Annotated in this window: 15 protein-coding genes and 1 other RNA gene; 12 read left to right on the top strand and 4 right to left on the bottom strand. The window is 69.7% G+C overall.

The window, feature by feature from the left end:
- The first annotated feature begins 37 nt into the window (after positions 1-37).
- From RF701_RS05880 to RF701_RS05840, 9 genes are all read left to right on the top strand, one after another.
- Positions 38-1,105, top strand: a complete 1,068-nt coding sequence (locus tag RF701_RS05880) for an aminotransferase class V-fold PLP-dependent enzyme (RefSeq protein ID WP_308814397.1) — start codon at positions 38-40, stop codon at positions 1,103-1,105.
- On the top strand, positions 1,102-2,193 hold the full coding sequence (locus RF701_RS05875) for a cysteine desulfurase family protein (RefSeq protein WP_308814396.1): 1,092 nt from the start codon (positions 1,102-1,104) through the stop codon (positions 2,191-2,193). Before RF701_RS05880 ends, RF701_RS05875 begins: the two co-directional genes overlap by 4 nt.
- Positions 2,190-2,498, top strand: a complete 309-nt coding sequence (locus RF701_RS05870) for a 2Fe-2S iron-sulfur cluster-binding protein (RefSeq protein WP_308814395.1) — start codon at positions 2,190-2,192, stop codon at positions 2,496-2,498. The genes RF701_RS05875 and RF701_RS05870 overlap by 4 nt, the downstream gene beginning before the upstream one ends.
- A gap of 125 nt (positions 2,499-2,623) precedes the next feature.
- Positions 2,624-2,941 carry a hypothetical protein gene (locus RF701_RS05865; protein ID WP_203309412.1) on the top strand — a complete coding sequence of 106 codons (318 nt, stop codon included), beginning with the start codon at positions 2,624-2,626 and terminating at the stop codon, positions 2,939-2,941.
- Between the two features lie 24 nt (positions 2,942-2,965).
- Positions 2,966-3,208, top strand: a complete 243-nt coding sequence (locus RF701_RS05860) for a hypothetical protein (RefSeq protein ID WP_308814394.1) — start codon at positions 2,966-2,968, stop codon at positions 3,206-3,208.
- Positions 3,209-3,244: 36 nt separating this feature from the next.
- An RNA gene (ffs, locus tag RF701_RS05855) (signal recognition particle sRNA small type) lies at positions 3,245-3,342 on the top strand.
- Between the two features lie 212 nt (positions 3,343-3,554).
- Complete coding sequence (locus tag RF701_RS05850; protein WP_308814393.1) at positions 3,555-5,231, top strand: DNA polymerase III subunit gamma/tau; 1,677 nt, start codon at positions 3,555-3,557, stop codon at positions 5,229-5,231.
- Positions 5,228-5,551, top strand: a complete 324-nt coding sequence (locus RF701_RS05845) for a YbaB/EbfC family nucleoid-associated protein (protein ID WP_203309409.1) — start codon at positions 5,228-5,230, stop codon at positions 5,549-5,551. The genes RF701_RS05850 and RF701_RS05845 overlap by 4 nt, the downstream gene beginning before the upstream one ends.
- 75 nt (positions 5,552-5,626) lie before the next feature.
- Positions 5,627-5,866, top strand: a complete 240-nt coding sequence (locus RF701_RS05840; RefSeq protein WP_308814392.1) for a hypothetical protein — start codon at positions 5,627-5,629, stop codon at positions 5,864-5,866.
- A gap of 164 nt (positions 5,867-6,030) precedes the next feature.
- Here the strand turns inward: RF701_RS05840 and mtgA are convergent, their stop codons facing one another.
- The 4 genes from mtgA to RF701_RS05820 are packed head-to-tail and all read right to left on the bottom strand — an operon-like array spanning position 6,031 to position 10,066.
- Positions 6,031-6,708: a monofunctional biosynthetic peptidoglycan transglycosylase gene (gene mtgA / locus RF701_RS05835; protein ID WP_210357986.1), complete on the bottom strand. Its 678-nt coding sequence runs from the start codon at positions 6,706-6,708 to the stop codon at positions 6,031-6,033.
- Positions 6,709-6,748: 40 nt separating this feature from the next.
- Positions 6,749-8,149: an NAD(P)/FAD-dependent oxidoreductase gene (locus RF701_RS05830; RefSeq protein ID WP_308814391.1), complete on the bottom strand. Its 1,401-nt coding sequence runs from the start codon at positions 8,147-8,149 to the stop codon at positions 6,749-6,751.
- A 3-nt stretch (positions 8,150-8,152) separates the two neighbouring features.
- The gene (rpoH, locus tag RF701_RS05825) at positions 8,153-9,058 is read right to left on the bottom strand and encodes an RNA polymerase sigma factor RpoH (RefSeq protein WP_198353375.1); all 906 of its coding nucleotides are present in this window, start codon (positions 9,056-9,058) and stop codon (positions 8,153-8,155) included.
- A 60-nt stretch (positions 9,059-9,118) separates the two neighbouring features.
- On the bottom strand, positions 9,119-10,066 hold the full coding sequence (locus RF701_RS05820) for an RluA family pseudouridine synthase (RefSeq protein ID WP_210357984.1): 948 nt from the start codon (positions 10,064-10,066) through the stop codon (positions 9,119-9,121).
- A gap of 20 nt (positions 10,067-10,086) precedes the next feature.
- Between RF701_RS05820 and RF701_RS05815 the strand changes: the two genes are divergently transcribed.
- From RF701_RS05815 to RF701_RS05805, 3 genes are all read left to right on the top strand, one after another.
- Positions 10,087-10,494, top strand: coding sequence for a M67 family metallopeptidase (locus RF701_RS05815; protein ID WP_308814390.1), 408 nt, complete (start codon positions 10,087-10,089; stop codon positions 10,492-10,494).
- 57 nt (positions 10,495-10,551) lie between these two features.
- A complete protein-coding gene (locus RF701_RS05810; RefSeq protein ID WP_210357982.1) occupies positions 10,552-11,196 on the top strand; it encodes a histidine phosphotransferase family protein in 645 nt (214 codons plus the stop codon).
- A gap of 71 nt (positions 11,197-11,267) precedes the next feature.
- Entirely contained in the window at positions 11,268-13,574 is a 2,307-nt protein-coding gene (locus RF701_RS05805; protein ID WP_308814389.1) for a chemotaxis protein CheW, read from the top strand.
- Position 13,575 lies beyond the last annotated feature (1 nt).

Below are 13,575 nucleotides of genomic sequence, written 5' to 3'. Positions count from 1 at the left end.
GGCGGACCGCCCCTTCACGCAATTGGAACCCGCCGCCTTGGCTGCCCGCATCTATCTCGACCATGCCGCGACTACGCCGACGACCGCCGCCGCACGTGCCGGCGTCGAGCGCGGCTTCGCGCTCTGGGCCAATCCGTCGTCGCCGCACCGCGAGGGCCGCGCCGCGCGCGCCGCGCTGGAGGAGGCGCGCGCCGCGATCGGCGCGGCGCACGGCTGGGGAGGCGAAGTGCTGCTGACCAGCGGTGCCAGCGAGTCGCTGGCGATCGCGCTCGGCCGCACGACGGTATCGCGCCGCCTGATCACCGCGGTCGAGCATGATGCGGTGATGCGCGCCGGCGCGGAAGCCTCGGCGGTGATTCCGGTCGGCGCCGATGGCATCGTCGACCGCGACGCGCTGCAGGCGGCGCTGGCGGGCGCGGAGCCTACCCTCGTCTGCGTGCAATGGGCCAATAGCGAGACTGGCGTGCGCCAGCCGATCGCGGAGATCGCCGCGATCGTCCATTCTGCGGGTGGCTGGCTGCTGGTCGATGCGGCGCAGATGCCCGCCTCGGTCGCGCTTGCCGATCACGCCGACCTGGTCGCCCTGTCCGCGCATAAGCGGGGCGGGCCGCCGGGCGTGGGCGCTCTGCTCGTCCGCGACCTCGCGATGCTCAGCCCGAGCGGCGGGCAGGAACGCGGCTATCGTCCCGGCACGGAGAACCTGCCCGGCGTACTGGGCTATGCTGCCGCGCTCGCCGAGGAGGAGCCGCAGCATGCGGCGCTGCGGGCGCATCTCGACGATGCGATCCGCCGGTCGGGGGGAGAGATCGTGGCGGATGCCAGCCCGCGCCATTCCGCCATCGCCTCCTATCGCCTGCCCGGCGTCGCGGCGGCGGTGCAGCTTATCCGTCTCGATGCGGCCGGCTTTTCGGTGTCGGCCGGCAGCGCCTGCTCCAGCGGCAGCATGAAGCCCAGCCATGTCCTTGCCGCGATGGGCTGGGACGAGGCGGCGGGGCGGGAAGTGATCCGCGTCAGCTTCGGCCGCGACACGGATGCGGCGGACGTCGATGCCTTCATCACCGCCTGGCGGGCGATGGCCAGGGCGACGCGGCGCTTCGCCGCATGATCTATCTCGATTATCAGGCGACGACGCCGCTGGCGCCCGAGGCGCTCGCCGCGATGCTTCCCTGGTTGCAGACGCAGCATGCCAATCCGCATTCGGCGCATCGCGCGGGGCGGCAGGCGAAGGCGGCTATCGAGGTCGCGCGGATGCAGGTCGAGGGGATCGGCCCGGCCGGTGCGGGCGCGCTGGCCTTCACGAGCGGGGCGACCGAGGCGCTCAACTGGGCGATCAAGGGCACGACGGGGCCGATCGTCACGCTGGCGACCGAGCATGCCGCTGTGCTGGACACCGTCGCCGCGGAGGCGCGACGCGGCCGCGACGTCACCGTGGTGCCGGTCGAGCCCGACGGTCTCGTAGACCTCGACAGGATGGCGGACGCTATCCGGCCGGGGACGGGGCTCGTCGCCGCGATGCTGGTCAACAACGAAATCGGCGTGATCCAGCCGATCGCCGAGATCGCCACCATGGCGAAGGCCGCTGGCGCGCTGATGCTCTGCGACGCGGTGCAGGGTTATGGCCGCGTGCCTCTTCCGGCGGGCTGCGACCTCGTCGCCATGTCGGCGCACAAGCTGCACGGCCCCAAGGGGATCGGAGGCCTGTGGATAGGCGGGGGCGTGATGCTGGAACCGCTGCTGCACGGCGGCGCGCAGGAGGCGGCTGGCCGGTCGGGTACGCTGTCGCCGGCTTTGTGCGCCGGCTTCGGCGCCGCCGCGTTGGAGATGCACGATCGCGAGTATGACGACGATCGCCACCTCGATCGCCTCTGGACCCTTGCGACGGACATGCTGGCGGGCTGGACGATCAATGGGTCCGTGCGGCATCGCTATCGCGGCAATCTGAACGTCCGCCGCGCCGGGCTCGACGTCGCGCGGCTGATGAGCGACTGCCGCGATATCGCCTTCTCCGCCGGGTCGGCCTGCGCGAGCGGATCGGGCCGGTCGAGCCACGTGCTGCGCGCGCTCGGGCTCAGCGAAGCGGAGGCTCGCTCCAGCATCCGCATCGGTTACGGCCGTTACACGACGCAGGACGAGCTGGCGGCTGGCCTGGATGCGATCAAGGCGGCCGCCGATCGGCAACGGGTGGCCGCATGATCCGGGTCCGGTTCGTCGGCGCCGACGGCGGAGCGAGCGACGCGGTCGCGGCGGAGGGTGCGAGGCTGCTCGACGTGGCGCAGGCACAGGGCTTGCCGCTGGAGGGCACCTGTGATGGCGACATGGCGTGCGCGACCTGTCATGTCGTCGTCGCGCCCGCCGACTTTGCCCGCCTGCCAGCCGCCAGCGAGGAGGAAGAGGATCTGCTCGACCTCGCGCCGGGTGCGCGCGCCACCAGCCGGCTGGCGTGCCAGGTCCGCCTGACGCCTGCGCTTGACGGTATGACGGTGCACGTCCCGGGCTGACCGTGGCGCCGCGTCAGCGAGCCTGACATTTTCACAACGAGGGGTTCAGCACGCGTGCATCGCCGCTGATGCATCCTTTGTGCATGCTCGGAAATTACTGAGCGCACGAAAGGAGTAGATGCGTCATGAAACTCGTAGCTTTGCTCGGAGCCGGCGCGCTCGCCGCCGGTATGCTCACCGCCGCCACCACGCCCGCCGCGGCGCAGGGTTGGGGTGATCGCGGCTGGCATGGTCGCGGATGGGATCATCGTGACGGCGGCCGGCGTGACTGGGATCGCCGCGACTGGGATCGCCGTGGCTGGGACAATCGCGGCTGGGGCCGTGGTGGATGGGATCGCGGCGGCTACGGCTGGGGCGGTGGCTATGCACGCAGCCGTGTCGTCTGCCGGATCGAGCGCGGCTGGTACGGCCCGGAGCGCCGCTGCTTCCGCGTCTACCGCTAAGTTCCAGTAAGAGGAGGACCGATGATGAAGATGCTGACCATGATTGCCGCCGGCGCCGTCGCGCTGACCGGCCTCGCGCCGATCGCCGCCGCACCCGCCGCGGCGCAGCGCACCGTGGTGACCGAGCGTACCGTGGTCCGCCACGACGACGGCCCGCGCTGGCACCGTGGCCCGCACTGGCGCGGTCGTGCGCATGTCCGTCGCGTTTGCGACTGGCAGTGGCGCCACCACCATCGCGTCCGCGTCTGCCGCACCGCCCGCTGGTAAACGCTTGATCATCCCGCCCGACCCCGCCATATGGCGCGCGGGAGTCGGGCGGACGTGGTCGTCGCCAACCCGGTCAGGTCCGGAAGGAAGCAGCCGCAACGATTTCGCCGCGGGTCGTTCCGGCTCCCACCTCGCAGCGCGACAGTATCGCGTCTATATCGGTCCTGCGCCGGCGCTCCCGGAGGTGTCCGGCCCAGCGGCTTTTGTGGCTATGTCGGACCGTGCTCGAACCATTCCCTTGCCATCAACATGGCGGTACGTCTCCGGCGTGGCTGCTGTCGGCAACCGCGCGCCGGCTGCCACACACCGCTACCAATCCCGGTCTCTTCCGCCTATCTAACCGCCAATGTCCGACTCCTTCGACCTCGGCGAGCCGCCGCAGCCCGCGGGCAAGGCGAATGCCTATCGCGTGCTCGCGCGCAAATACCGGCCGCAGACCTTTTCCGAGCTGATCGGTCAGGATGCCATGGTCACCACGCTCGGCAACGCCATCCGGCGCGGCCGGCTGGCGCATGCCTTTCTGATGACGGGCGTGCGCGGGGTCGGCAAGACGTCGACCGCGCGGCTGATCGCCAAGGCGCTCAACTGCATCGGGGCGGACGGACAGGGCGGTCCGACGATCGATCCGTGCGGCGTGTGCGAGCCGTGCCGCGCGATCGCGGAGGGGCGGCACATCGACGTCATCGAGATGGACGCCGCCAGCCATACCGGGGTCGACGACGTGCGCGAGATCATCGACGCGGCGCGCTACGCGGCGGTCTCTGCGCGCTACAAGATCTACATCGTGGACGAAGTCCACATGCTCTCCAAGAACGCCTTCAACGCGCTGCTGAAGACGCTGGAAGAGCCGCCCGCCCATGTGAAGTTCCTGTTCGCGACCACGGAGGTGAACAAGGTTCCGATCACGGTGCTGTCGCGCTGCCAGCGTTTCGACCTGCGCCGCATCTCCGCCGAGCAGCTCGCGGCGCATTTCCGCTACGTCTGCGAACAGGAAGGCGTCGCGGCGGAGGACGAGGCGCTGATGCTGATTGCCCGCGCCGCGGAAGGGTCGGCGCGCGATGGCCTGTCGATCCTCGACCAGGCGATCGCGCATGCCGGGCTGGAGGGCGGGGCGGTCGATGCCGCGGCGGTGCGCCAGATGCTCGGCCTGTCCGATCGCGGCGCGGTGCGCGACCTGCTCGCGCTGGTCCTCGCGGGCGACGGTCAGGGTGCGCTCGCCGCGCTGCGCCGTCAGTATGACTATGGCGTCGATCCGGTCTCCGTGCTCCGTTCGCTGCTGGAGACGGTGCACGCGGTCACGCTGACCAAGGTCGGCACGCCCGACGATCCTGCCCACCCGGCCGAGGAGCGCGCCGCCCGCGCCGAATGGGCGCAGGCCTTGTCCTTCCCCGCGCTGCACCGCCTGTGGCAGCTGTTCCTCAAGGGGCATGACGAGGTCGCGAAGGCCGCGCTGCCGATCGAGGCGGCGGAGATGGCGCTGCTTCGCGCCATCCACGCGTCGACGCTGCCCGATCCGGGCGAGTTGGCGCGGCAGATTGCCAGTGGCAGGATCGCGGCCCTGCCCGGCGGGGCTGCGGCGACCGCGGCTGGCGTATCCGCCACGGCACCGGCGGCGGCCGCGCCTTCCGTCCCGGCGGCCGAGGAACGCCCCGCCGTGCCCGCCGATTTTCCGGCGATGGTCGATGCGATCGACGATATGGGCCAGCTCGCGCTCGCCGCGCGCTTGCGCCATGGCGCGCGTCTCGTGCGTTATGCTCCGCCGGAGATCGTCTTCAGCGGCTCCCGGCCGATGGCCGCGGACACCCTGTCCGAACTTGCGGCCGCGCTGAAGACGCTGACGCGGCAGGTGTGGAAGGTGTCGCTGGACGACGTGCCCGGCGAACCGACGCTGACGGAGGCGGAAGAGATGAAGGAGGGCGTCGCGCGAGAGGCGGCATTGGCACATCCGATGCTGCAGGCCGCGCGCGCCGTCTTCCCCGAAGCCGAACTCGAAGACTTCCCCGGAAAACGGAGGCTTGCATGAAGAATCTCGATGAAATCCTCGCCATGGCGCAAAACGTCCAGAGCGAGTTGCAGAAGGCGCAGGAACAGCTCGACACGATCGAGGTCGAGGGCGTCGCCGGCGGCGGCCTCGTTAAGGTCAAGGCGAGCGCGAAAGGCCGCATCATCGGCATCTCGATCGACGATTCGCTGATCGAAGTGTCGGAGAAGCAGATGCTCGAGGACCTGCTCGCCGCCGCGTTCAACGATGCGCGGACCAAGGCCGATGCCGCAAGCGGCGCGGAAATGTCCAAGATGACCAACGGCTTGCCGCTGCCTCCCGGTTTCAAATTGCCGTTCTAAACCGTTGCATGGACGGAACGGCACCGTACCGTTCGGCGTTGCGCTCTCCATCATTCACCAGGAGAGGAGACGCACATGGTTGAGGAACGTATCGTCGAGACCCCGGCCACGCACACCACGGTCGTGGAGCGCAGCGGCGGCGGTGGCGGCGTTGCCATCGCCATCGTGTTGTTGATCGCCGTGCTGATCGGCGGCTACTTCCTGTTCGTCAATCAGAGCAGCGAGAGCGCGAAGAACAACGCGGTGACCTCGGCCGCCAAGAGCGTCGAGAAGACCGCGGACAAGGCGGGCGACGCGATCGACGCCAACAAATAAGCTTCGGTCCCCCCTCCCGCTCGCGTGAGGGGGCAGGGGGCGACCCGGTTCCACCCTCACGTCATTCCCGCAAAGGCGGGAATCCAGAAACGCCGTCGTTGCGCTTCCAGCCAGCCTCCGCGCGTCTGAATCCTTCGCACGGATGACCCGGGTGGACATGCCCGCTACGTCCGCAGGCAGGCGTCGAGGCCGCTCCGCCGCACCACCCCGACATAGCGCGCCAGCGCATTGCCGTGGCTGCGCACGAATCCGTGCGGGTCGATCGCCGCGCGCTTCTTGGGCAGCGGCAGCACGGCCGCGATCCGCCCGGCCTCGGTCGGCGAGAGGCGCGTTGCATCGTGGTTGAAATAGCGGATCGCCGCCGCGTCCGCGCCATAGGTGCCGATCCCGGTCTCGGCGACGTTGAGATACACCTCCATGATCCGCCGCTTGCCCCACAACGTCTCGATCAGGACGGTGAAATAGGCTTCGGCCGCCTTGCGTAGATATCCGCCCCCCTGGAAGAGGAAGACGTTCTTCGCGGTCTGCTGGCTGATCGTCGAGCCGCCGCGCAGCCTCTTGCCCTTGGCGTTGCTATAGGCGGCGCTCGCGATCCCCTTCCAGTCGAAGCCGTGGTGTTCGCAGAAACGCGCATCCTCTCCGGCGATCGCGGCGCGCGGCATGTCGGGGTCCATGGCGTCGAGGGACATCCACTGTTTCGTCACGCCGCGGCCCTGGATCACGTCGCCCATCATCGTCCAGGTGAACGGCACCGGGACGAAGCGATAGACGCCGACCATCAGCACCGAGAGGAGCACGAAGACCAGCGCGGCCTTGAGGAGGATGCGGAGGATGCTGCCCATGACGCCCGCGTCTCTGGCCTGTCCCCGCGCGGCGGGCAAGTCAGTCCGCGCGCTGCGTCAGGATCGCCGTGGCGGCGGCGAGTCCGGTGTCATGCGCGCCATGCGCGGTCGAGAAGTCGTGGCGCGAGCAGGCCTCGCCCGCGAAGAACAGCCGCCCGTCCACCGGCTCGGCGAGGATCGCGCGCGCGCCCGCGCGACCCACGCGCGCATGGCTGTAGCTGCCGTGGATAAACCGCTCGCCACGCCAGTGGGTCGCGGCGAGGGGCAATAGCCGCGCGCGCCATCCGCTGCCTAGGAGCCCGACAAGCTCGTCCACGGCGAAGGCGATCGCGTCCTCGCGTGTCGCCATCGCCTCGGCACAGGCGCCGCCGAAGAAGCTCTCGATGATCGGCCGCCCGAACGGCGACAATCTATGGCTCGCCGTGCACCCGCTGTGCGGATTGCCGGTCAGATGGGCATGCGCCGGCCATTCCGGGCCATCCACCGCGATGAAGACCTTGTCGGCGAGGCCGAGCGGCAGGTCCGCCGCCGCCTGCAGCTTGTCGGGCAGCGGCGGATCGAAGGCGATGGCGGCATAAGCGGTGGTCGGCAGCGCCAGGACGACGCGATCCGCCTCGATCGTACCGGCCGGCGTGTCGAGGCGGATCATGCGGCCGCGATGGTCGATCCGCGTGACGGACGTGCCGAGCCGCACCGGCAGCCTCTTCGCATGATGCGCGATCAGCGTGCCGTACCCCGCGGGCAGGGCCCAATTGTCGTCCGTCGCTTCATCTTCGTAGGCGGCCCAGTCGCGGAGCGAAACGCGGTCGAGCGGCGCGCCGTTTACATAGCCGGAGATGGCGTCGAGCATCGGTCGCCACGGATCGTCGGCCGCGACGAAATCCGACAGGGGCCGGTCGGGGCCGTCGAGCGCGGCATGCGCGGCGGCGTCCCAGCGGTCATAGGCTTCCCCGAAGGCCTGCTGCTCGGCGGGAGGAAAGCCGAGATCGCGCCACTGCACGTCCCAGTTGGGCGAGGACCGGTCGATCGCGAAGCCGCTGGCCTGCGCGATCGCCGTCCAGCTGTTGCGGCCGGCGGAATGCAGCCATCCGCAGCCCGCATCGACGGGGATGGTATTTTCGGCACCGTTGCTGTCCGCGTCACCTCCCGTTTCATCACCCCGGCGAATGCCGGGGCCCAGGCGGGAGACGCCAATGGAAGAAGGCGGCGCGTCGTCATGACGGCCGTCCCGAGCGGAGCCCGGCGTTCGCAGGCTCGGTACGGCAGGAAAAGGGGAGGGGTCGCGCGCGTCGCCCCAATCCGGCAGCGCCAGCGACCAGCTTTTCGCCCGTCCGCCCAGCGTCGCGCCCGCCTCGACCAGCAGGACGTCGGCGCCGCGGTCGTACAGGTGCCGCGCCGCCGCGATCCCGGCCGCACCGCCGCCGACGACGACGGTGCGCATCGGTCAGGCCGCCGCCAGCAGCCGCTTCTCGCCGGCGATCCGCATCATCGCCTTCTGCAGCTTCTCGAACGCCCGTACCTCGATCTGGCGGACGCGCTCGCGCGAGACGCCATAGACTTGGCTGAGCTCCTCGAGCGTCTTGGGGTCGTCGGTCAGGCGGCGCTCGGTAAGGATATGCTTCTCGCGATCGTTCAAATCGTCCATCGCGCTCACCAGCATGTCGTGACGCACGTCGGCCTCCTGCGCCTCCGCGACTACCTGGTCCTGCAGCGGGCCGTCATCCGCCAGCCAGTCCTGCCACTGACCCTCGCCGTCCTCCCGCATCGAGACGTTGAGCGACGTGTCGCCGCCCATCGCCATGCGGCGGTTCATGCTGATCACCTCGTCCTCATTGACGCCGAGGTCGGTGGCGATCTTCGTGACGTCCTCCGGCTTGAGGTCGCCGTCCTCGAACGCGTCGAGCTTCGACTTCATCCGCCGCAGGTTGAAGAACAGCTTCTTCTGCGCCGCGGTGGTGCCCATCTTCACGAGGCTCCACGAGCGCAGGATATATTCCTGGATCGACGCGCGGATCCACCACATCGCATAGGTGGCGAGGCGGAAGCCCCGGTCGGGCTCGAACTTCTTCACGCCCTGCATCAGGCCGATATTGCCCTCGCTGATCAGCTCCGACGTGGGCAGGCCGTAACCGCGATAGCCCATCGCGATCTTCGCGACGAGGCGCAGGTGGCTGGTGACGAGCTGCGCCGCCGCCTCGGGGTCGCCATGCTCCTGGAAGCGTTTGGCGAGCATGTATTCCTGCTCTGGCGCCAGGATGGGGAATTTCTTGATCTCGGCGAGATAGCGGTTGAGGCTCTGCTCTCCGCCGAGGGCAGGAATCGTCGCCGGGACGTTGCTGCGGGCTGCCATGATCGTCTTCTCCCTTTCCTGGGGTCGCCCGTCCCGCATCGCGGCGACGGGGACGCGAACCTATACGTGAAGCTCGGTGAACAGTTCCTGCATATCTGCAGGCATCGCGCTCTCGAAGGCCAGGGCATCGCCCCGGATCGGATGGATGAACCCCAGATGCGCCGCATGCAAGGCCTGGCGGCGGAAACCGAGGGTTTCGAGAAGCGCTTTCTGAGCACCTTTTGTTCTACCATAGACCGGGTCACCCAGCAAGGCGTGCCCGATCGAGGCCATGTGGACGCGCACCTGGTGCGTGCGGCCCGTTTCCAGCCGGCATTCGACCAGCGCCGCGTCGCGCAGCGGCTGGATCGTCCGGTAATGCGTGACCGCGCGCTTGCCGTGCGCCTGGATCGCGATCTTCTTGCGATTGGCGGGCGACCGCGCGAGCGGCGCATCGACCGTGCCTTCGGGGGGACGCGGCACGCCGCCGGTGATCGCGCGGTAACGCCGGTCGATGCTGTGATCGTGGAACTGGCGCGCCAGCCCTTCATGCGCACGGTCGGTCTTCGCGGCCACCATCAGGCCGCTCGTGTCCTTGTCGATGCGGTGGACGATACCCGGCCGCGCGACACCGCCGATGCCCGACAGGCTGCCGTGGCAGTGATGGAGCAGCGCGTTGACCAGCGTCCCGTCCAGATTGCCCGCGGCGGGGTGGACGACGAGGCCGGCCGGCTTGTCGACGACGATCAAATGCTCGTCCTCGAAGGCGACGACCAGCGGAATGTCCTGCGCCTCGTTATGCGCGGGCGTCGGGTTGGGAACGGCGACCGCGAAGCGATCCCCGGCGGCCGCGCGCTTGGCAGGATCGCGGACCAGCCGCTCGCCCTGCGACACCGCGCCCGCGTTGATCAGCACCTTCAGCCGCTCGCGCGACAGTGTCGGCACGGCGTCGGCGAGCGCACGGTCGAGCCGCCAGCCATCCGCGGCCGGCGCGATCGTCGCATCGATGATGGAAACCCCCCGGTCCATACCGTAACGATGTGGGAACGATGCTTTGGATTGCAAGCGACCTGCTCGATCAAATCCGCGTCCATGCCGCCGCGGCGCCGGGACGCGAGGTATGCGGCCTGCTGCTCGGTCGCGACGATCGCGTCGAGGCGGTCGTCGCCTGCGACAACGTGGCCGACGACCCGGCCCGGCGGTTCGAGATCGATCCCGCCGCGCTCCTGGCGGCGCATCGTGCGGCGCGTGCCGGGGCGCCGCCGATCGTCGGCCATTACCATTCGCACCCGAGCGGTCGCGCCGTCCCGTCCCCCCGCGACGCGGCCGATGCGGCACCCGACGGCACGATCTGGCTGATCGTCGGCGGCGGCGGCGGCGACGTGCGCGCCTGGCGCGCCGTGGCAGCGGGCGAGGTGGAACGCCGGTTCGATCCGGTCGCGCTGGCGACCGCGTAGCCGCTTGCGCACCCGACTCGTGTCGGCCACACACGCATCAGCAACAAAGGGAACAGCATGTCCGTCAGCCCGGTCGATTTCGCCAGCCTGCTCTGTTCGCGGCTGTGCCACGACCTGCTCTCGCCCGTCGGAGCGCTCAACAACGGGCTCGAACTGCTCGGCGACGAGCCGGACGAGGAGATGCGCGCCCGCGTCTTCGCGTTGCTCAGCGAAAGCGCACGGACGTCCGCAAACAAGCTCAAGTTCTTCCGGCTCGCCTTCGGCGCCGGCGGCGGTTTCGGCGAGCGGATCGACGTCCGCGAGGCGAAGACGGCGATCGAGGGCCTGCTGGCGGACAACAAGCGGACCAGTCTCGGCTGGATGGTGGAGGGCGACGCGCTGCCCAAGACGGCGATCAAGGTGCTGCTCAACCTCGCGCTCATCGCCAACGAGGCGCTGGTCCGCGGCGGGACGCTGGATGTCGCCGGCGAGGAAAACGGCGGGCAGATCGAGATCGCGGTGAAGATCGAGGGGCCGCGCATCATTCTCGACCCCGACCTGCGTCGCACGCTCGCCGATGGCGCGGGGGAGGGGGATGTGACGCCGCGTGCCGCCGCCGCCTATCTCGTGAACACGCTCGTCGCGGAGGCGGGCGGCACCGTCCAGGTGTCGGAGCCGGCCGAGTCGGTGATGATCCTTGGCGCGGTGTTCAACGCCGGCTGAACGAGCCCGCGTCACTAACCCCGCCTTAACCCTTGCCGGTCCATGGATCGTCCCCGAACCGACGGGGGCCCATGGACGACCTGCTTCAGGATTTCATCGCGGAAACGCGCGAGACGCTCGAGGCGCTCTCGGGCGAGATCGTCGCGTGGGAAGCCGAACCGACCGATCGCGCGCGGCTCGACGCGATCTTCCGCTTCGTGCACACGGTCAAGGGTAGCTGCGGCTTCCTCGACCTGCCGCGGCTGGCGCGGCTCAGCCATGCCGCCGAGGACGTGCTCGCGGCGGTGCGAGACGGTCAGCGCGTGCCAGACACCGCGCTCGTCAATGCCGTGCTGGCGATCGTCGACCGGATCGGTGAGATCGTCGAGGCGATCGACTCCGGGTCGGCGCTCGACGATTCGAGCGAGGACCTGCTGATCGCTGCACTGGCGGAGGACGCCGCGCCGACGGCCCAGTCACTGCCGCAGTCTTCCATGCCGAATCGTACCAACGCGCGCTCCGTCCGGCTGAACGTCGACCTGCTTGATCGCATGATGAGCAGCATGTCGGAAATGGTGCTCGCCCGCAACGAACTGGCGCGGCGACTGCGCGACCAGCCGATTGAACCGCTGGTCGAGGGCGCGCTGGAGCGGCTGTCGCTGACCGTCGCGGAGATGCGCGACACCGTCACGCGGACCCGCATGCAGAAGGTCGAGGCGCTGTTCTCCGCGCTGCCGCGCATGGTGCGCGACACCGCGGCGGAGCTCGGCAAGCAGGTCCAGCTGACCATCGAGGGCTCGGACGTCGAGCTCGACCGCGAGATGATCGAGTTGATGCGCGATCCCCTCGTCCACATCATCCGCAACGCCGTCGACCATGGCATCGAGGCGCCGGCCGATCGCCGCGCCGCGGGCAAGCGCGAAGCCGGGCGGCTGACCGTTTCGGCGCGCCAGTCCGGCAACCAGATCCTGATCGAGATATCGGACGACGGGCGGGGAATCGATACCGACCGTCTCGCCACGAAGGCGATCGCGCAGAAGCTGCACACCCCTGCCGAGATCGCGATGATGGACGCGAAGGCGCGGCTCGATCTCGTCTTCCATGCCGGCCTGTCGAGCCGCGACGTCGTTACCGCCGTGTCCGGGCGCGGCGTGGGCATGGACGTGGTGCGTGCCAACCTCGAGAATATCGGCGGCCGGATCGAACTGCTCAACCAGGCGGGGCGCGGCCTGACGATCGTCATCTACGTGCCGCTGACGCTCTCCATCATGTCGACCGTGGTCGTCGGAGCGGGCCGACAGCGGTTCGCCATCGCGCGTCAATCGGTCGAGGAGATTTTGAACGTGCGCGGCGAAGCCGTGCGCGTCGATCGCATCGGCGACGCCGCCGTCGCGACCGTGCGCGGTCGCCGCCTGCCGATGGTCGCGCTCGGTTCGCTGTTGGGTCTCGACCGCGCCGACGCGGCGGAAGACGCGGATGGCAAGCTCGCCATCATCTCGACGCGCGACGGCGACTATGCGCTCGCCATCGACACGGTCCTCGATACCGAGGAACTGGTGGTGAAGCCGGCCGCGCCCGCGGTGATGGCCACCGGCGTCTATGCCGGACAGACTTTGCCCGACTCCGGGCTCCCGATGCTGCTGCTCGATGGCGCCGGCATCGCCGCCGTCGCCGGATTGCGCTTTCACCGCGCCGCGCCCGTCGAGGAGACGGAGACCGTCGAGGCGGAGCGCGGCATCAGCGCGCTGCTGTTCGAGGACCTCGACGGCGAGCGTCGCGTGCTCCCGCTTGCCGCGATCGACCGGGTCGAGCCGGTGCCGACGGAAGCGATCCGGCGCACCGGCGGCCGATTGCGACTGGCGATTGGCGGTGCCCTGGTGCCGCTCCATGCCGTCGCGCCGATCGGCAGCCGCAGCGAGGTGCCCGTGCTGCGCCTCACGGACGGCGAGACGGACATTGCCTATGCGATCCACGAGGCGATCGAGATCGTGACGCTGCCGCGCGACGTCGCGCCCGCTGAGGGCGCGGGGACCGTCGCGGGCGTCGTCATCGTGGAGGGCGAGCAGATCGAACTCGTCGATGCGCTGGCGCTGTTCGCGGCGATCGATACCGCGCCGCCCGCGGACCGACTGTGCCTGCTGCAGCAGGATGCGGGCGGCTGGATGGATACCTTCCTGCGGCCGGCGATCGAGGCGGCGGGCTATCGCTGCGTCGCGACCGTTCCCCCGGGGGCCAGCGCGGACGTGATCGTGACCATGGATGCGCCGCCACCGCCCGATGCCGATCCCGCCCAGGTCGTGCGCCTGCGCCGGGAGCGGACGGGCGGCGATGCGAAGAGCATCTACCGCTACGACCGGCCCGCCCTGATCGCCGCGCTCGCGCGCGCGGTGGGAGAATGAC

The organism is Sphingomonas sp. GV3, assembly GCF_031082075.1.
GTDB classification, from domain to species: Bacteria; Pseudomonadota; Alphaproteobacteria; order Sphingomonadales; family Sphingomonadaceae; genus Sphingomonas; species Sphingomonas beigongshangi.
Note: the sequence above shows the minus strand (reverse complement) of the source record. Positions and strands in the feature narration are given on the sequence as shown.

Coding starts and splice junctions, on each gene's coding strand:
- RF701_RS05875 (WP_308814396.1), top strand. CDS start 1,102: ATGATCTATCTCGATTATCAGGCGACGACGCCGCTGGCGCCCGAGGCG.
- RF701_RS05870 (WP_308814395.1), top strand. CDS start 2,190: ATGATCCGGGTCCGGTTCGTCGGCGCCGACGGCGGAGCGAGCGACGCG.
- RF701_RS05865 (WP_203309412.1), top strand. CDS start 2,624: ATGAAACTCGTAGCTTTGCTCGGAGCCGGCGCGCTCGCCGCCGGTATG.
- RF701_RS05860 (WP_308814394.1), top strand. CDS start 2,966: ATGAAGATGCTGACCATGATTGCCGCCGGCGCCGTCGCGCTGACCGGC.
- RF701_RS05850 (WP_308814393.1), top strand. CDS start 3,555: ATGTCCGACTCCTTCGACCTCGGCGAGCCGCCGCAGCCCGCGGGCAAG.
- RF701_RS05845 (WP_203309409.1), top strand. CDS start 5,228: ATGAAGAATCTCGATGAAATCCTCGCCATGGCGCAAAACGTCCAGAGC.
- RF701_RS05840 (WP_308814392.1), top strand. CDS start 5,627: ATGGTTGAGGAACGTATCGTCGAGACCCCGGCCACGCACACCACGGTC.
- mtgA (WP_210357986.1), bottom strand. CDS start 6,708: ATGGGCAGCATCCTCCGCATCCTCCTCAAGGCCGCGCTGGTCTTCGTG.
- RF701_RS05830 (WP_308814391.1), bottom strand. CDS start 8,149: ATGCGCACCGTCGTCGTCGGCGGCGGTGCGGCCGGGATCGCGGCGGCG.
- rpoH (WP_198353375.1), bottom strand. CDS start 9,058: ATGGCAGCCCGCAGCAACGTCCCGGCGACGATTCCTGCCCTCGGCGGA.
- RF701_RS05820 (WP_210357984.1), bottom strand. CDS start 10,066: ATGGACCGGGGGGTTTCCATCATCGATGCGACGATCGCGCCGGCCGCG.
- RF701_RS05815 (WP_308814390.1), top strand. CDS start 10,087: ATGCTTTGGATTGCAAGCGACCTGCTCGATCAAATCCGCGTCCATGCC.
- RF701_RS05810 (WP_210357982.1), top strand. CDS start 10,552: ATGTCCGTCAGCCCGGTCGATTTCGCCAGCCTGCTCTGTTCGCGGCTG.
- RF701_RS05805 (WP_308814389.1), top strand. CDS start 11,268: ATGGACGACCTGCTTCAGGATTTCATCGCGGAAACGCGCGAGACGCTC.